We start from the raw sequence: 17,746 nt of genomic DNA, 5'->3' as shown, positions 1-17,746 counted from the left end.
AATCTCCCGTCAGGCTCGGCGAAGAGCCCCGATCGTTTCGATATATAGGTCGCCGATATGCGTGGGTCTTGGCAATTTGCCGCGCATTCGATGCGGATTTGCGCATAGCTTCCGCGCGTGCGGAGGCAGCCGGTATCGGGAGTTTCCCGTCGCGAACGGAGCGGGCGGAGAGGAGGAGCGGAAGCGAGGGGCAGGGAAGCGGCGCGGCCCGCCGGGGCCGCGCCGCCTCACGTGAGGCCGTCAGTCGGACAGCGCGTCCGATGCGGCTTCGGCATCGTCGTGCGATGCGTGCGTGCGGATCAGCGGATCGCTGGTGCTCGGGCGACCCGTCTCGACGTGGCCCGCGAAGCGGCGCAGGAAGCCGAGCAGCCGGCCGTCGCTGACGGTCAGGTCGTACCAGCCGTGGCTGCCGCGCAGATCCCAGTAGTCGTCGATCTGCTGGCCCGGCGCGAGATCGAACGTGCGCGCGCGGCCGTGGCCGTATGCGTTCGTGACCTTGAGCCGCACCGCCTTGTGGCCGCGGTTCATCAGGCGCAGCGTGATGTTGCCGTTCGCGACGTCATAGCCGTAGATCACCTCGGGGTTCACGTTCGCGCTGCCGACGCCGGTCGCGAACGGGCCGCGGAAATGGCAGTAGAAGCCGTTCGGGCCGTACACGTCGAGGTCGTACAGGCCGAGCGACGCCGCGGCGCTCCACGTGTCGGCGATCCGCTTGCCGGCTTCGACCGTGTACGCCCACGGGCCGTCGAGGCGGTTGCGCGACTGCACCTGGAACGCGGCGCCCGCCCGGCCCGTGTTCGCGAAGGTCAGCCGGAACAGGCCGTTGACCGATTCGACGCGGCCGTGCACGAACAGCTCGTAAGGCAGCGCGCGCGCCGGCCGCAGCCCGGCCTCCTGCTTCGGCAGCTTCTGCAGCACCGGCGGCACGGGGATGTAGTCGGGGTGGCGCAGGCGGTCGGGCGGCGCGTAGCCGCTCGTATCCGGCAGCGTCGGCCAGCCGGCGTCGGCCGTCGCGAAATCGAACGCGGCGGTCAGGTCGCCGCACACCGCGCGGCGCCACGGCGACACGTTGCCCGCCTTGACCGGGTATTGCGCGCCGAAACGCGCCTCGATGAATTGCAGCAGCGACGTGTGATCGAAGGTCTGCGAGCAGACCCAGCCGCCTTTCGTCCACGGCGACACGACGAGCATCGGCACGCGCGGCCCGAGCCCGTACGGGCCGGCCATGTGCGATGCGTCGCCGGGGAACACCTCGTTGGTCGTCGCGACCGTCGACAGCCCGTTGTCGCGCGACTGCGGCGCGAACGGCGGCTGCACGTGGTCGAAGAAGCCGTCGTTTTCGTCGTACGTGATGAAGAGCGCGGTCTTGCTCCACACGTCCGGATTCGACACGAGCGCCTTCAGCACCTGCTCGATGTACCACGCACCGTAGTTCGCCGGCCAGTTCGGGTGCTCGGAATACGCTTCCGGCGCGCAGATCCACGACACCTGCGGCAGCGTGCCGTTCTTCACGTCCTGCTGCAGGATGTCGAACAGCGTGCCGCCGGCGCTGATGTTGGTGCCGGTGCGCGCCTTGTCGTACAGCGGCGTGCCGGGCAGCGCGGTGCGGTACTGGTTGAAGTAGAGCAGCGAGTTGTCGCCGTAGTTGCCGATGTACGGGTTCTGCGTCCAGCCCCACGAGCCGTTCGCGTCGAGCCCCGTGCCGATGTCCTGGTAGATCTTCCACGACACGCCGGCCTGTTCGAGCACTTCCGGATAGGTCGTCCAGCCGTAGCCCTTTTCCTCGTTGCCGAGCACCGGGCCGCCGCCCGTGCCGTCGTTGCCGACGTAGCCCGTCCACATGTAGTAGCGGTTCGGGTCGGTCGAGCTCGGGATCGCGCAGTGGTACGCGTCGCAGATCGTGAACGCGTCGGCGAGCTGGTAGTGGAACGGGATGTCGTCGCGCTTCAGGTACGCCATCGTCGTGGTGCCCTTGTTCGACACCCACTGGTCGTAGCGGCCCTTGTTCCATGCCGCGTGCATGTCCTGCCAGCCGTGCGGCAGGTCCTGCAGGAACTGCAGGCCGAGCTTGTCCGCGCCCGGATGGAACGGCAGCAGCTCGGCCGGGCCGACCGGCTGGTGGAACACCGACTTGCCGTTCGCGAGGCGCAGCGGGCGCGGGTCACCGAAGCCGCGGACACCGCGCATCGTGCCGAAGTAGTGGTCGAACGAGCGGTTCTCCTGCATCAGGATCACGATGTGTTCGATATCGCGGATGGTGCCGGTGCGGCGGTTCGCGGGAATCGCGAGCGCATCGCGGATCACGGGCGGGAACAGATTCAGCGCGGCGGCGCCGGCGGTGCCGGCAGCGACGCGCAGGAAGTCACGACGGTTCGATCGGGTCATGGTCGTTATCGTGGGGTAAAAGGGACAGCCGATTGGCGGGACCTGCTGAAAGGGCGCACTCGGGTCGCAGGATGCGGCTGCGCCGGGTGGTGCCGCCGCGAGCATAGCGAGGAATCAGTGTCATTCATGTGAAGTCCGGAAACGTTTGCATCCGCGTCGAAGCGATATCGACGCTGCGTCGGGGCATATCGCGAACGGTCGTGGTGATGCAGGGGGTAGAGCGGGAAAGCGGGACAACAGGACAGCAGGAAAGCAGGAAAGCAGGAAAGCAGGAAAGCAGGAAAGCAGGAAAGCAGGAAAGCAGGAAAGCAGGAAAGCAGGAAAGCAGGAAAGCAGGACAACGGGACAACGGGACAACGGGACAACGGGACAACGGGAAAGCGCGGGACGCGCGCCGCTGAAGCGGCGGGCGATGCCGGTACGTCAGGCGTCCGTCACCCACGCGCCGAACCATTCGCTCGGGCGTGCGATCTCGTCCTGCGCGGCGACGAGTTCGAGCTCGTAGCGGCGTGCATCGTAGGTCGCCTTCACGACCGCATGCACGGCTGCGAGCGTGTGCTCGAACGCGGCGCGCACGGAGTCGCCGCGCAGCCGGCATGCGACGAAGATCGCGCTGGTCAGGTCGCCGACGCCGACCGGATGGCGCGGAAACGCGTACAGCGGGCGCTGGCCGATCCATGCCTCGGTTTCGGTGACGGCGAGCATGTTGAAGCGATCGGCCGGGCTGTTGCGGTCGTGCAGGTGCTTGACGAGGATGATTTGCGGGCCGCGCCGGATCAGCGCGCGACATGCTTCGACGGCTTCGGCGACGGTTTCGATGCGCCGCCCGACCAGCTTCTGCAGTTCGGTGTGGTTCGGCGACATGCCGTCGGCGAGCGCCGGCATTTCCTGGACCATGAATTCCTCGACGCCGGGTTCGGGCCGGATGCCGCCCGTCTGGCCCATCGCCGGATCGCAGAAGTACCACGCGTTCGGGTTCATCGCCTTCACCGAGCGGACGATCTCGACGGCCGCGCGGGCCTGCGGCGGCGAGCCGAGGAAGCCGGACAGCACGGCGTCGCAGCGCTTGAGCGCGCCGATCGCGGCGATGCCGTCGACGAGCTGCTCCATCTTCGCGGCATCGATCGCGCTGCCCGCCCAATGGCCGTACTGCATGTGATTCGACAACTGGACGGTATTGAGCGGCCAGACGTTGACGCCGAGGCGCTGCATCGGGAACACGGCCGCACTGTTGCCGGCATGGCCGTAGATGACGTGCGACTGAATGCTGAGGACGTTTTTCATGGGAATCGCCTGCACGCGTTTCAGGGTCACGTCACACGATACCCGAGTTCGTCGCGCGCGCGGAAGTCGCGCGGCCCCGGAGTGTTGCGCGCCGTCGTCAGCGCGACCGCGTAGAATCGCGGGGCGCGAGGCGGCCCGGCTGCCCGCGTGCGTCTCCAATCACCGTGATCGCCATGCTTTCGATTCGCAAGATGTTGTATGCCGTGCGCGCCGTCGTGCTCGGCGCGGGTGTCGCCGCCGCGTGCGCCATGCCTGTCGCGGCGGCCGCCGCATCGCCCGCCGGCAACGACGGGCCCGTGTACGGCCCGCGCCTGGAAGGGTTCACCTATCCGGCACCCGTGCGGGTGTATACGTTCGTGTCGCAACGCGAAACGCTCGAGATGGCCTATCTCGACGTGCCGCCGGCGCACCCGAACGGCCGCACCGTCGTGCTGCTGCACGGGAAGAACTTCTGCGCGGCGACCTGGGAGGACACGATCGGCGTGCTGAGCCGTGCCGGCTATCGCGTGATCGCACCGGACCAGATCGGCTTCTGCAAGTCATCGAAGCCCGATCGCTACCAGTACAGCTTCCAGCAACTGGCGCGCAACACGCACGCGCTGCTCGAATCGGTAGGGGTGAAGTCGGCGACGATCGTCGGCCACTCGACGGGCGGGATGCTCGCGATGCGCTACGCGCTGATGTATCCGAAGGCGACCGAGCAGCTCGTGCTCGTGAACCCGATCGGCCTCGAGGACTGGAAGGCGCTCGGCGTGCCGCCGCTGACGGTCGACTACTGGTATGCGCGCGAGCAGAAGACCACGGCTGACAGCATCCGCCGCTATGAGCAGGGCACGTACTACGCGGGCAAGTGGTCGCCGTCGTACGAGCGCTGGGTGCAGATGCTGGCCGGGATGTACCGTGGCGCCGGCCGCGACGCAGTCGCCTGGAACTCCGCGCTGATCTACGACATGATCCTCACGCAGCCGGTGGTCTACGAACTCGGCGCGATCCGCGTGCCGACGCTGCTGATGATCGGCGACAAGGACACGACCGCGATCGGCAAGGACGTGTCGCCGCCCGACGTGCATGCGAAGCTCGGCCGCTACCCGGAACTCGCGAAGCGGACGCAGGCCGCGATCCCCGGCGCGCAGCTCGTCGAATTCCCGGCGCTCGGGCACGCGCCGCAGATCCAGGACCCGGACGCGTTTCACAAGGCGCTGCTCGACGGGCTGGAGGCCGTGCACCCGCAGTGACGCGGGCGCGGGCGTGTGCCGTCAGCGCACCTCGCTCGCGAGCTCGTCGCGGATCTGCGCGGTCAGTTCGAACGAACGCAGCCGTGCCGCGTGATCGTAGATCTGCGCGGTGACGATCAGCTCGTCGGCTCCCGTCTGCGCGATGCGGTCGCGCAGCTTGTCGCGCACGGTGTCGCGCGAGCCGACCGCCGCGAACGACAGCGAATGCGCCACGGTCGCGAGCTCGAGCTCGTTGGCCTCGAGCACGTCGACGGGCGGCGGCAGCTTGCCCGGCGTGCCGCGCCGCAGATTGATGAACTGCTGCTGCAGCGACGTGAACAGGCGCTGCGCCTCGTCGTCGGTATCGGCGACGAACACGTTGACGCCGACCATCGCATGCGGCTTCGGCCACGCGGCCGACGGCCGGTACTGCGCACGATAGATCTCGAGCGCGCGCATCAGGTAATCCGGCGCGAAGTGCGACGCGAACGCGAACGGCAGCCCGAGCATCGCGGCCAGCTGCGCGCTGAACAAACTCGAACCGAGCAGCCACACGGGCACGTCGAGCCCCGCGCCGGGCACCGCGCGCACGCGCTGGCCGGGCACCGGCTCCGCGAAGTAGCGCTGCAGCTCGGCGACATCGTCCGGAAACGAATCGGCGCTGCCGATCAGGTCGCGGCGCAGCGCGCGCGATGTGGTCTGGTCGGTGCCGGGCGCGCGGCCGAGGCCGAGGTCGATGCGCCCCGGATACAGCGACGCGAGCGTGCCGAACTGCTCGGCGATCACGAGCGGCGCGTGGTTCGGCAGCATGATGCCGCCCGACCCGACGCGGATCGTCTGCGTGGCGCCCGCGACATGGCCGATCACGACGGCCGTTGCCGCGCTCGCGATGCCGGGCATGTTGTGATGCTCGGCGAGCCAGTAGCGCAGGTAACCCCAGCGTTCCGCGTGCTGAGCGAGATCGACGGTATTGCGGAAAGCCTGGGAGGCGTCGGCGCCGGCCGGAATGGGGGCGAGATCGAGTACGGAAAACGGAGTCATCGGTTGGCCTTCGAACAGGGGGGGGCGGGGTGATGCGCTTACGCAACAAATGCCAGGGATTTTGCCAAAGGGTTCCGGAACCTGCTGAGGGCGGCGCGATACCCATGCGCCTTTCAGGGGTGCAAGGCTGAATCCGGCGATCGTTGCAAAAATCAATCCAATCGACGATTAATTACCAATCTTTACGGCGATTGGATGTGAATCCGCATCGACGTACAAATTTGCACGAAACGATTGATTTTCAAGACTGCAATACGCCTGCAAACCGCTTACGCTAACGTGAACGCGGGTGCGCTCAAATGGTTCGCCGACTGCGCAGCTTTGCCGGAATTGCACAAGTCCGTTTCTCGGAGCGCCGAGCGCGGGGTGCCGCAGACTGCTAAAATCCGGCGCCTGCCCATGTTGTGCCGAAGGTAGCCATACGAGTCTTCCCGCATCTCGTCCGGGTTTCGCGCGGAGGTGCCCCACGCGAAGCCGGGCATGGCCACACCCGAAGGATGGGTCGAGCCTCCCTCATATACAGACGCTGCTGGAACAAGGAGTCGGGTCGTGCCCGCGTTCGTCGTTGTCGGAATACCGAATCACGCTCAATCGCGCTCAAGCGTTTTCCATGGCGTTCAGGTCGCCGGGAGGCGTCGCGCATGACGGCAACCGCAACGATGCTCGACTGGCTCCTGATCGTCTTTACGCTGGCCGCGGCTGGCTATGCGCTCGTCGCCGCGTTCGCGCCGCGGCCGCGTACGCCGCGCACGGCCGCGCGGGACGGCTTCGAGCCGGTCAGCGTGCTCAAGCCGCTGTGCGGCGCGGAGCCGCACCTGTACGAAAACCTCGCGACGTTCTGCGAGCAGCGTCATCCGCGTTACGAAGTACTGTTTGGCGTCGCGTCGGCGGCCGATCCGGCCGTCGCCGTGGTCGAACGGCTGCGCGCCGATTACCCCGAGTGCGACATCACGCTCGTGATCGATGCGCGCGTGCACGGCAAGAACCTGAAGGTCAGCAACCTGATCAACCTCGCCGAACGCGCGAAATACGGCCGCATCGTGATCGCGGACAGCGACATCGCGGTGACGCGCGATTATCTGGAGCGCGTGACGGCACCGCTCGCCGACGTGTCGGTCGGCGTCGTCACGTGCCTGTATCATGCGCGCAGCGTCGGCGGGTTCTGGACGCGAATCGGCGCGCAGTTCGTCGACGCCTGGTTCGCGCCGTCGGTCCGGATCACGCATCTCGGCCGCTCGAGCCGCTTCGGCTTCGGCGCGACGCTCGCGCTGACGCGCGACACGCTCGACCGGATCGGCGGCTTTCCCGTGCTGAAGGACGAACTGGCCGACGATTTCTGGCTGGCCGAGCTGCCGCGCCGCCTCGGGCGCCGCACCGTGCTGTCGGAAGTCGAGGTCGCGACCGACGTGATCGAACCGTCGTTCGGGCCGCTGTGGCACCGCGAGACGCGCTGGTTGCGCACGATCCGTTCGCTGAACCCGGCCGGTTTCGCGTTCCTGTTCATTACGTTCACCGTGCCGTGGCTCGCGATCGGCGCGGCGCTCGCGCTGCGCCTCGACGGCACCTTCGCCGGCTCGCTGGCGGGCTGGGCGGCCGTGGTGGGCGCGTTCGGGCGGCTCGTGCTGCACGCGCGCGGCGAGGACGGCTGGCGCGCATTCTGGCGCGACTTGCCGCTCGTCGCGGTGCGCGACACGCTGCTCGCGCTCGAGTGGCTCGCGGCCGTGTTCGGCACGCATGTCGTGTGGCGCGGCGCGAGGATGACGGTCGTCGGCGGCGAGCGCGCGACGGCGGCCGTGGAAGCAGTGGACGGCCGCTAGGGCCGTTCCGGTCGAACCCGGCCCGAGGGCCGAGACGCGCTGCGCGGCGAGGCCGCGCGGCGCGACATGACAGAGAGGCGGGCGCCGGCAGGGCGGCCCGCGGTTTTTTGACTGAATCGTTGTAACGAAACGAACTATGCAGGCTACCGGAGCATTCATGAAAACGCTGTTCTTGCAGGCCCCTTCGTATGACGGCTTCGACGGCGGAGCCGGCTCGCGCTATCAGGCGAAGCGCGAAATCCGTTCCTTCTGGTATCCGACGTGGCTCGCGCAGCCGGCCGCGCTCGTGCCGGGCAGCCGCGTCGTCGACGCGCCGGCCGACGGCCTGTCGGTCGAGGAAACGCTGAAGATCGCCAACGACTACGATCTCGTGATCATCCACACGAGCACGCCGTCGTTCCCGACCGACGCGATGTTCGCGCAGGATCTCAAGAAGATGAAGCCGTCGATGCTGGTCGGCATGGTCGGCGCGAAGGTGATGGTCGATCCGCACAACTCGCTCACGGCGAGCGAGGCGATCGACTTCGTGTGCCGCGAGGAATTCGACTACACCTGCAAGGAAATCGCCGAAGGCAAGCCGTTCGCCGAGATCAAGGGCTTGAGCTGGCGCGCGAAGGACGGCTCGATCGAGCACAACGAAGCGCGTCCGATCCTCGAGAACATGGACGAACTGCCGTTCGTCGCGCCCGTCTACAAGCGCGACCTGAAGATCGACAACTACTTCATCGGCTACCTGAACTACCCGTACGTGTCGATCTACACGGGCCGCGGCTGCAAGTCGCGCTGCACGTTCTGCCTGTGGCCGCAGACGGTCAGCGGCCATCGCTACCGCACGCGCTCGGTCGAGAACGTGCTCGCGGAAGCGAAGTGGATCCGCGACAACATGCCGGAAGTGAAGGAACTGATGTTCGACGACGACACCTTCACCGACGACCTGCCGCGCGCCGAAGCGATCGCGATCGGCCTGGGCAAGCTCGGCATGACGTGGTCGTGCAACGCGAAGGCCAACGTGCCGTACAAGTCGCTCAAGATCATGAAGGAAAACGGCCTGCGCCTGCTGCTGGTCGGCTTCGAATCCGGCGACGACCAGATCCTCGTGAACATCAAAAAGGGCGTGCGCACCGATTTCGCGCGCCGCTTCAGCGCGGACTGCAAGAAGCTCGGCATCAAGATCCACGGCACCTTCATCCTCGGCCTGCCGGGCGAGACGCAGGAGACCATCAAGAAGACGATCGAGTACGCGAAGGAAATCAATCCGCACACGATCCAGGTCTCGCTCGCCGCGCCGTATCCGGGCACGACGCTCTACAAGCAGGCCGTGGAAAACGGCTGGATGGAAGAGAACAAGACCATCAACCTGGTGAGCAAGGAAGGTGTGCAGCTCGCGGCGATCGGCTACGCGCACCTGTCGCGCGACGAGATCTATCACCACCTCGAGCAGTTCTATCGCCAGTTCTACTTCCGTCCGTCGAAGATCTGGGAGATCGTGCGCGAGATGCTGACGAGCTGGGACATGATGAAGCGCCGCCTGCGCGAAGGCGTCGAGTTCTTCCGCTTCCTGCGCGCGCACGAGGCGTAATCCGTGGCGACGCAGCGGGCGGCGCGGGCGCTGATCTTCACCGCGGACGACTTCGGGCTGCACCCGCGCGTCAACGCGGCAGTCGAACGCGCGCACCGCGACGGCGTGCTGAACGCCGCGAGCCTGATGGTCGGCGCGAGCGCCGCACCGGATGCGATCGAGCGCGCGCGGCGGCTGCCGTCGCTCGCGGTCGGCCTGCATCTCGTGCTCGCGGACGGGCCGGCCACGCTGCCCGCGCATGAGATTCCCGCGCTCGTCGGCCCCGACGGGCGGTTCGGTGACGCGATGGCGAAGGACGGCTGCCGCTTCTTCTTCCTGCCGCACGTGCGGGCGCAGCTGCGCCGCGAGATTCGCGCGCAGTTCGACGCGTTCGCGGCGAGCGGCCTGCCGCTCGACCACGTGAACGCGCACAAGCATTTCCACCTGCATCCGACCGTGCTGTCGCTGATCATCGAGATCGGCCGCGACTACGGGCTGCGCGCGGTGCGGCTGCCGTACGAGACGAGCGCGCCCGCGCTGCTCAAGCCGTGGATCGCGCTCGTGCGCGCGCGGCTCGACCGGGCGGGGCTCGCGCACAACGACTATGTGGTCGGGATCGAGCATACGGGCGCGATGGACGAGGCCGTGCTGCTCGACGCGCTGGCCAAGCTGCCGCCGGGCGTCGGCGAGATCTACTGCCATCCGGCCGAGGCCGGCGACGGCCCGATCACGCCGACGATGGCCGGCTACCGTCCGGTGGACGAACTCGATGCGCTGCTGTCGCCGCGCGTCGCGGCCGCGCTGAAGGCCGCGGGCGTCGCGACCGGCGGTTTTGCCGACGTGTTCGGCCAGCCTGCGTCGCGGCGCGGCGGGCAGGCGTCGCGCGCACCGGGAGCGCAGCCGTCATGATCAAGTGGATCAAATGGCTCGGCTGGCCGCTCGGCATCGGCATCCTGCTGGCGCTGGGGCTGCACGAAGGCATCGGCGACGTGTCTCAGATGCTCGCGCGCGCCGGTTACGCGCTGCTGTGGCTCGTACCGTTCCACGCGCTGCCGCTGCTGCTCGACGCCTACGCGTGGCACCTGCTGCTCGACAAGCGCTCGTCGCTGCCGTTCCTCTGGTGGATCGCGACCGTGCGCGAAGCCGTGAACCGGCTGCTGCCGGTGGTCGGGATCGGCGGCGAGCTGGTCGGCATCCGGCTCGCGCGCTGGCAGGTGCCCGACGCGAGCCGCGTGACGGCGTCGGTGATCGTCGAGGTGCTCGTGACGATCGTCGTCCAGTATGCGTTTGCCGCGCTCGGCCTCGTGCTGCTGCTCGCGACGACGGACAACATGGGCGGCGGCACGATCGGCCTCGCGCTGCTGCTGACGCTGCCGCTGCCGGTGCTCGGCGTCGTGCTGATGCGCCGCGGCGGGATCTTCCACGCGATCGAGCGTTTCGCGGGCCGCCTGCTCGGCGATTCGCACCGGCTGCTGCAGGGCGTCGACGGCAAGCGCCTCGATGCCGACATCGATGCGCTGATGTCGTGCACGGGCCTGTTGTTCAGCGCGTTCTTCTGGCAGCTGGCCGGCTACGTGCTCGGCGCGCTCGAGATCTACTGGGCGCTCGCGCTGCTCGGCCATCCGGTGTCGATCGGCGGCGCGATCGCGATCGAGGCGATGACGCAGGCCGTGCGCCATGCGGCGTTCATGGTGCCGGGCGGCCTCGGCGTGCAGGAGGCGACCGTCGTGCTGCTCGCGCAGATGTTCGGCGTCGACCGCGAGACGGCGCTGTCGCTCGCGCTGGTCAAGCGTGGCCGCGAGGTGCTGTTCGGCTGCCTCGCGCTCGGTTCGTGGCAGCTTGCCGAACTCGTGCGCACGCGCCGCAGCATCGGTGCGCCGCCGGCCGTGCCGCGCGCGCCGCACGCGACGGGCCGCGTGGCCGAATCCGAAACCGAAACGATGCATTGACCACGAGACGGGCCGCGCGCCCGTCTCGCGCTTTTGGCGTCGCGCGGGTATCCTTGCCGCGTGTTTTCTCGACGCGCATTTCTTCCGATGAATTTCCGTTTCCGGCTGCTCCCCGTGACGATGCTGGCCGCCGCGCTGGCGCTGACCGGCTGCGACGACAAGCAAGGCAACCTCGACGTGCAACGTATCAGGGACTTCTTCAACGCGATCAAGCCCGCGCCGCTGCTGCTGAAGGGGCTGAAGGCCGGCGAATCGACCGAGGCCGACGTGCGCGGCACGATGGGCAAGCCCGAGACCGAGCGCGACTTCACCGACGGCTCGAAGCGTCTCGAATACCCGCGCGGCCCGATGGGCAACCAGACGTGGTTCGTCGACCTCGATGCGAACGGCCGCTACACGGGCGCGACGCAGGTGTTGACCGCCGAGAATTTCGCGAAAGTGCGCCCGGGGATGAACGAGGACGAGGTGCGGCGCCTGCTCGGCAAGCCCGGCGACATCGCGCAGTATCCGCTCAAGCCCGAGACGGTCTGGAGCTGGCGCTGGCTCGAGGACGGCGTCAACACCGACGCGTTCTTCAACGTCCATTTCGGCCCGGACGGGCTCGTCTACACGACTTCGCGCTCCGACATCCTGAAGGGGCGGTAAGCCCGACCGTCTTCTTCGGCGCTATATCGAAAAAGCGACCGGAAAATTGCAAAAAGTCCGCTTCCCTGGCCGTTATCCGGTTGTCAGGGAGCGGCTTTTTTCCTTTTGAAACAGCGGTGTAGGTCGCGGTTGAAAATGACGGGGCGGATTGTTGCGACGCAGCAATCGCGTGCCGGGTGATTTGAGGCAATCAATTTCGCTTGCGACTATCCGCGTCAGCCCGGCGCGGGACAGGCAGACGCGTCGGCATCCATTCCAACTCTGGAGACGCGCGTGTTCCTTTACGGCTTTGGTCCTGTCCTCTGGGCCGGCACCGTGCAGACCATCGAGCTGTCGGTGCTGTCGCTCGCCACTGCGGTGGCGCTGGGGCTGATCGGCGCGGTGGCGAAGCTGTCGCACAACCGGGTGCTGCGAGCGATCGCGACCGGTTATACGACGCTGATCCGCTCGGTGCCCGATCTCGTCCTGATGCTGCTGCTGTTCTACAGCATCCAGATCTGGCTGAACCAGTTCACCGACTTCGTCGGCTGGGACCAGATCGACATCGACCCGTTCGTGGCCGGCGTGCTCACGCTCGGCTTCATCTATGGCGCGTACTTCACCGAGACGTTCCGCGGCGCGTTCCTGTCGGTGCCGCGCGGCCAGCTCGAAGCCGGTGCGGCTTACGGGATGAGCGGGATGCGCGTGTTCGTGCGGATCATGTTTCCGCAGATGATGCGTTTTGCGCTGCCGGGCATCGGCAACAACTGGCAGGTGCTCGTGAAGGCCACCGCGCTGGTGTCGATCATCGGTCTCGCGGACGTCGTGAAGGCCGCGCAGGACGCCGGCAAGAGCACGTTCAACATGTTCTTCTTCATCCTCGTCGCGGCGCTGATCTATCTCGCGATCACGACCGTTTCCAACCTCGTGCTGATCCAGCTCGAGAAGCGTTATTCCATGGGCGTGCGGCACGCAGAACTATGATCGAGATCCTCCAGGAATTCGGCCAGGCGTTCCTTTACTGGGACGGCCAGCGCCTCTCCGGCCTCGCGGTGACGCTGTGGCTGCTCGTCGCGTCGATTTCGCTCGGCTTCGTGTGCGCGGTGCCGCTCGCGGTCGCGCGCGTGTCGAAGAACAAGTGGGTGTCGACGCCGGTGCGGTTCTACACGTACGTGTTCCGCGGCACGCCGCTCTACGTGCAGTTGCTGCTGCTGTACACGGGCATGTACAGCCTCGAGTTCGTGCGGTCGCACTCGCTGCTCGACGCGTTCTTCCGCAGCGGCTTCAACTGCGCGATTCTCGCGTTCGCGCTGAACACCTGCGCGTACACGACCGAGATCTTCGCGGGTGCGATCCGCGCGATTCCGCACGGCGAGGTCGAGGCGGCGCGGGCATACGGGATGTCGCCGTTCACGATGTACCGCCGCGTGATCCTGCCGTCGGCGCTGCGCCGCGCGCTGCCGCTGTACAGCAACGAGGTGATCCTGATGCTGCACGCGACCACCGTCGCGTTCACGGCGACCGTGCCGGACATCCTGAAGGTCGCACGCGATGCGAATTCCGCGACCTACATGGCGTTCCAGTCGTTCGGAATCGCCGCGCTGATCTATCTTGCGGTATCGTTCGCACTCGTCGCGGCGTTTCGCCGCGCGGAGCGCCACTGGCTCGCGTATCTCGCGGCCGCCCGTCATTGATTCACTTCGAGGAGAGCCAGTTGGCCGAGATCACTCAAACGAGCGCGTCCGCTTCCACCAAGCTTGCCGCGGTCGACATTCACAAGCGCTACGGCGACAACGAGGTGCTCAAGGGCGTATCGCTGAACGCGAAGGCCGGCGACGTCATCAGCATCATCGGCGCGAGCGGCTCGGGTAAGAGCACGTTCCTGCGCTGCATCAATTTTCTCGAGCGGCCGAATGCGGGGCAGATCGTCGTCGACGGCGAGACCGTGCGCACGAAGACCGACCGCGCCGGTGCGCTCGAAGTCGCCGATCACAAGCAGCTTCAGCGCATCCGCACGAAGCTCGCGATGGTGTTCCAGCACTTCAACCTCTGGGCGCACATGAACGTGCTCGAGAACGTGATGGAAGCGCCGGTGCACGTGCTCGGCATTTCGAAGAAGGACGCCGAGGAGCGCGCGCGCGAGTACCTGGAGAAGGTCGGCTTGCCGCCGCGCGTCGAGAAGCAGTATCCGTCGCATCTTTCCGGTGGCCAGCAGCAGCGCGTGGCGATTGCGCGCGCGCTGGCGATGCATCCTGACGTGATGCTGTTCGACGAGCCGACGTCGGCGCTCGACCCGGAACTGGTGGGCGAAGTGCTGAAGGTGATGCAGAAGCTGGCCGAGGAAGGCCGCACGATGATCGTCGTCACGCACGAGATGGGTTTCGCGCGCAACGTGTCGAATCATGTGATGTTCCTGCATCAGGGGCGGACCGAGGAAGAGGGTGATCCGAAGGAAGTGCTGGTACGCCCGCAGAGCGAGCGCCTGAAGCAGTTCCTGTCGGGCAGTCTCAAGTAACGCGACAGGGCGGGTTTCATACGTGGTACCGGTGTCTCGTCCCGCAGGCGCCACCCGCACGATGCAGGTGGCGATCGTTGCATTGCCGCCCGTGTCGATGTCGGGCGTGGGTCCGATCGTCGATGCGCTGAACCTCGCGAACGAGATCGACGGGCGGCTGCTGTATCGCTGGCAGGTGTGTTCGTGGGACGGGCGGCCCGTGCCGCTTGCCGGCGGTGCGCAGTGGCATGCCGATGCGGCGTTCAACGATGCGATCGCGTGCGACTGGGTCATCGTCGTGTCGGAGCGGTTTCAGCAGTTTGCCGACTATCGGTTGTTTCTCGCGAGTCTCGCGCGGGTCGGGCAGCGCACGCCGCTCGTAAGCGGAATTCATCATGGCGTGTGGTGGCTGGCGATGGCCGGGCAGCTTTCCGGGTACCGGGTGAGCGTGAACTGGGAGACGTATCAGCAGTTCGCCGAACAGTTCGAGCGGTCGATCGTCACGCAGCAGATCTTCGAGATCGACCGGGACCGCGCGACGTGCGCGGGTGGGCAGGCTACCGTGGATTTCATGCTGGCCATGATTGGCCGGGAACATGGGGCGGACCTCGCGGAGCGGATTGCCGATGCACTCGGGGTCGGGACTTTGCGGAGCGGCGAAGAGCGGCAGCGGATTCCTTTTGTGACTGCGCCGGGCGAGCGGCATCCTCGGTTGAACGATGCGTTGCTGCTCATGGAAGCCAATGTCGAGGATCCGTTGACGACCGACGAGATCGCCGAACTCGTCGGCGTTTCACGCCGGCAGCTCGAGCGGCTCTTTCGACAGTATCTCGGGGCGATGCCCTCGAAGTATTACCTCAACCTCCGGTTGCTCAAGGCCCGGACTCAGTTGCAGCGGACCAGCAAGTCGGTTGTGCAGGTTAGCCTCGCCTGTGGGTTTTCTTCTGCTGCGCATTTTTCCAACGCGTACCGCGAAAGGTTCGGGGTCACGCCTCGGGAGGATCGGCGAGCGTGGCTCGAGAAGCAGACCGGCGGGGGCAGTGAACCGCGGGGTGGGGCGCTCGTTGAGCGTGGGAAGGATTGATTTCAGGTTTTTTTGCAGTGCGCTTGCGTTTGTCGTGAAGCACCTGTGAGCTTGTCGGTCTATTAGCGTCGCCCCTGCGCGGGGCGGCGGTTACTTTTCTTTGTCTTGCCAAAGAAAAGTAACCAAAAGAAAGGCGCTGGGAGAACGCATGACTTCCCGGTGCCATGGTTCCCGGAGTGGACACCGCCTAAGTGTCCGCGCCAGTCAGGAACACGGAGTGGTTCGAGCAATGGTTCTGACACCACTCCCTACCCAACAGAGCGGTATACCGCCCGCTAGCTCCATCCTCGCTTCGCTCGGCTGCAAGGTACCTCCCGTCGCGTTTCATGCCCTTGCTGCTTCTGCCCGCGCTGATCAGCAGATCGGACACTCTCTTTGCTCACACCATTCGTACCTGTCGGACTGCTTGTCATCGGTACGTGTTTGATACCGTCGGTGGCGTGTGTTTTCGTGATGGGTCGCTGCGTCCCTTTTTCCTTGTGAATGAGGGTGTGCCCTTGATTTGCTGAGTTCGGGGTACTTGCGCGTGCGATTGCCGGGAGGATTGACCTTATGCGCTACTGGAGGGGGTGTACCTGTCGGCCGAGCGAAGCGAGGGCGGAGCTTGCGGGTGGTATACCGCTCTGTTGGGTAGGGAGTGGTGTCAGAACCATTGCTCGAACCACTCCGCGTTCCAGACTGGCGCGGACACTTAGGCGGTGTCCACTCCGGGAACCACGGCACCGGGAAGTCATGCGTTTTCCCAGCGCCTTTCTTTTGGTTACTTTTCTTTGGCAAGACAAAGAAAAGTAACCGCCGCCCCGCGCAGGGGCGACGCTAATAGACCGACGAGCTCACAGGTGCTTCACGACAAAGGCAAGCACAGACCCACAAGCCCCAAAACCAGACAAGCTTCCACGCCCCCCGCCCGGAGAGAGAGGGCAAAATAAAGCGCACTATCCGCTTCCGATAGAACCCGTCGCAATTCCGCAAGACGCTTGCGTCACCCTTACCTAAACTTGATCCTGTTGAACCCTCTTACGAAACCGAAAGGAACGACCATGACGACCTCGACCGTGACCCGCCAGACATTCGATGAAGTGATGGTGCCGGTATTTTCTCCCGCGCCGTTCGTGCCGGATCGCGCAGAGGGCTCCCGCGTGTGGGACACGGCCGGCCGCGAGTACATCGATTTCGCGTGCGGCATCGCGGTGACGTCGCTCGGCCACGGCCACCCGGAACTGCTGAAAGTCCTGGACGAACAAAGCCGCAAGCTCTGGCACATCGGCAACGGCTACACGAACGAGCCGGTGCTGCGCCTCGCCAAGCGCCTCGAATCGCTGACCTTCGCCGACCGCGCGTTCTTCGCGAACTCGGGCGCGGAAGCGAACGAAGCCGCCCTGAAACTCGCGCGCCGCGTCGCGTTCGACCGCCACGGCGCCGACAAGGTGGAAATCATCTCGTTCGTGCAGTCGTTCCACGGCCGCACGTTCTTCACGGTCAGCGTCGGCGGCCAGCCGAAGTACTCGGAAGGCTTCGGCCCCGTGCCGGCCGGCATCACGCATCTGCCGTACAACGACATCGAAGCCGCGAAGGCCGCGATCGGCCCGCAAACCTGCGCAGTGATCGTCGAGCCCGTGCAAGGCGAAGGCGGCGTGATCCCGGCCGATCCGGCATTCCTGAAGGCACTGCGCGAAGCCTGTGACGCGAACGACGCGCTGCTGATCTTCGACGAAGTGCAAACGGGCGTCGGCCGCACGGGCCAGTTCTACGCGTACATGGACACGGGCGTCACGCCGGACATCCTCACGACCGCCAAGGCGCTCGGCAACGGCTTCCCGATCGGCGCGATGCTGACGACCAACGAACTGGCCGCGCACTTCAAGGTCGGCGTGCACGGCACGACGTACGGCGGCAACCCGCTCGCATCGGCGATCGCCGACAAGGTCGTCGAACTGATCGGCGACCCGGCACTGCTCGAAGGCGTGCGCGAACGCAGCGTGCGCCTGAAGGGCGCGCTCGAGCGCATCAACGCACGCTTCGGCATCTTCAAGGACGTGCGCGGCAAGGGCCTGCTCGTCGGCGCGGAACTCACTGCCGCATTCGATGGCCGCGCGAAGGACTTCGTCACCGCGGCAGCAGAAAACGGCCTGATCATGCTGATCGCCGGCCCGAACGTGCTGCGCTTCGTCCCGTCGCTGGTGATCCCGTTCGACCTGCTCGACGAAGGCGTCAAGCGCTTCGAGAAGGCCGTCGAACAAGTGCTCGCCGCCCAGGAAGCCACCGCGCGCTGATCGGCGCACCCATCGCAGACAGG

General features: G+C 66.3%; 14 protein-coding genes. 11 read left to right on the top strand and 3 right to left on the bottom strand.

The annotated features are described in order from the left end of the window. Positions 1–240: 240 nt before the first annotated feature. A complete protein-coding gene (locus tag ACTJLD_RS09090) occupies positions 241–2,385 on the bottom strand; it encodes a phosphocholine-specific phospholipase C (protein ID WP_440658588.1) in 2,145 nt (714 codons plus the stop codon). Positions 2,386–2,808: 423 nt separating this feature from the next. After that, the gene (pdxY, locus tag ACTJLD_RS09085) at positions 2,809–3,669 is read right to left on the bottom strand and encodes a pyridoxal kinase PdxY (protein ID WP_027787980.1); all 861 of its coding nucleotides are present in this window, start codon (positions 3,667–3,669) and stop codon (positions 2,809–2,811) included. Positions 3,670–3,842: 173 nt separating this feature from the next. Between pdxY and ACTJLD_RS09080 the strand changes: the two genes are divergently transcribed. Next, complete coding sequence (locus ACTJLD_RS09080; RefSeq protein WP_060312024.1) at positions 3,843–4,904, top strand: alpha/beta fold hydrolase; 1,062 nt, start codon at positions 3,843–3,845, stop codon at positions 4,902–4,904. A gap of 21 nt (positions 4,905–4,925) precedes the next feature. Here the strand turns inward: ACTJLD_RS09080 and ACTJLD_RS09075 are convergent, their stop codons facing one another. After that, complete coding sequence (locus tag ACTJLD_RS09075) at positions 4,926–5,924, bottom strand: LLM class flavin-dependent oxidoreductase (protein ID WP_060086493.1); 999 nt, start codon at positions 5,922–5,924, stop codon at positions 4,926–4,928. Between the two features lie 641 nt (positions 5,925–6,565). On the opposite strand from ACTJLD_RS09075, the gene hpnI reads away from it, so the two are divergent. The 10 genes from hpnI (at position 6,566) to ACTJLD_RS09025 (ending at position 17,723) form a co-directional block, all read left to right on the top strand. After that, on the top strand, positions 6,566–7,741 hold the full coding sequence (gene hpnI / locus ACTJLD_RS09070; RefSeq protein WP_027787977.1) for a bacteriohopanetetrol glucosamine biosynthesis glycosyltransferase HpnI: 1,176 nt from the start codon (positions 6,566–6,568) through the stop codon (positions 7,739–7,741). A 136-nt stretch (positions 7,742–7,877) separates the two neighbouring features. Then, a complete protein-coding gene (gene hpnJ / locus ACTJLD_RS09065; protein ID WP_311768753.1) occupies positions 7,878–9,320 on the top strand; it encodes a hopanoid biosynthesis associated radical SAM protein HpnJ in 1,443 nt (480 codons plus the stop codon). Positions 9,321–9,323: 3 nt separating this feature from the next. Continuing rightward, positions 9,324–10,208: a hopanoid biosynthesis-associated protein HpnK gene (gene hpnK / locus ACTJLD_RS09060; protein ID WP_060173768.1), complete on the top strand. Its 885-nt coding sequence runs from the start codon at positions 9,324–9,326 to the stop codon at positions 10,206–10,208. Continuing rightward, positions 10,205–11,248 (top strand): lysylphosphatidylglycerol synthase domain-containing protein, encoded by a 1,044-nt coding sequence (locus ACTJLD_RS09055; RefSeq protein ID WP_334012006.1) that lies wholly within the window; start codon positions 10,205–10,207, stop codon positions 11,246–11,248. Before hpnK ends, ACTJLD_RS09055 begins: the two co-directional genes overlap by 4 nt. An 87-nt stretch (positions 11,249–11,335) precedes the next feature. Further along, a complete protein-coding gene (locus ACTJLD_RS09050; RefSeq protein WP_021163189.1) occupies positions 11,336–11,893 on the top strand; it encodes a lipoprotein in 558 nt (185 codons plus the stop codon). A 273-nt stretch (positions 11,894–12,166) separates the two neighbouring features. Further along, positions 12,167–12,856, top strand: coding sequence for an ABC transporter permease (locus tag ACTJLD_RS09045; protein ID WP_021163190.1), 690 nt, complete (start codon positions 12,167–12,169; stop codon positions 12,854–12,856). Next, positions 12,853–13,566, top strand: coding sequence for an ABC transporter permease (locus ACTJLD_RS09040; protein ID WP_011351456.1), 714 nt, complete (start codon positions 12,853–12,855; stop codon positions 13,564–13,566). Before ACTJLD_RS09045 ends, ACTJLD_RS09040 begins: the two co-directional genes overlap by 4 nt. 20 nt (positions 13,567–13,586) lie before the next feature. Next, the gene (locus ACTJLD_RS09035; RefSeq protein ID WP_059681868.1) at positions 13,587–14,387 is read left to right on the top strand and encodes an ABC transporter ATP-binding protein; all 801 of its coding nucleotides are present in this window, start codon (positions 13,587–13,589) and stop codon (positions 14,385–14,387) included. A gap of 22 nt (positions 14,388–14,409) precedes the next feature. Further along, positions 14,410–15,450, top strand: coding sequence for a GlxA family transcriptional regulator (locus tag ACTJLD_RS09030; RefSeq protein ID WP_059695475.1), 1,041 nt, complete (start codon positions 14,410–14,412; stop codon positions 15,448–15,450). Between the two features lie 1,040 nt (positions 15,451–16,490). After that, positions 16,491–17,723 (top strand): aspartate aminotransferase family protein, encoded by a 1,233-nt coding sequence (locus ACTJLD_RS09025; protein WP_027787970.1) that lies wholly within the window; start codon positions 16,491–16,493, stop codon positions 17,721–17,723. The last annotated feature ends 23 nt before the right edge of the window (positions 17,724–17,746 follow it).

This window comes from Burkholderia sp. 22088 (genome assembly GCF_052045915.1).
GTDB classification, from domain to species: domain Bacteria; phylum Pseudomonadota; class Gammaproteobacteria; order Burkholderiales; family Burkholderiaceae; genus Burkholderia; species Burkholderia cepacia.
Note: the sequence above shows the minus strand (reverse complement) of the source record. Positions and strands in the feature narration are given on the sequence as shown.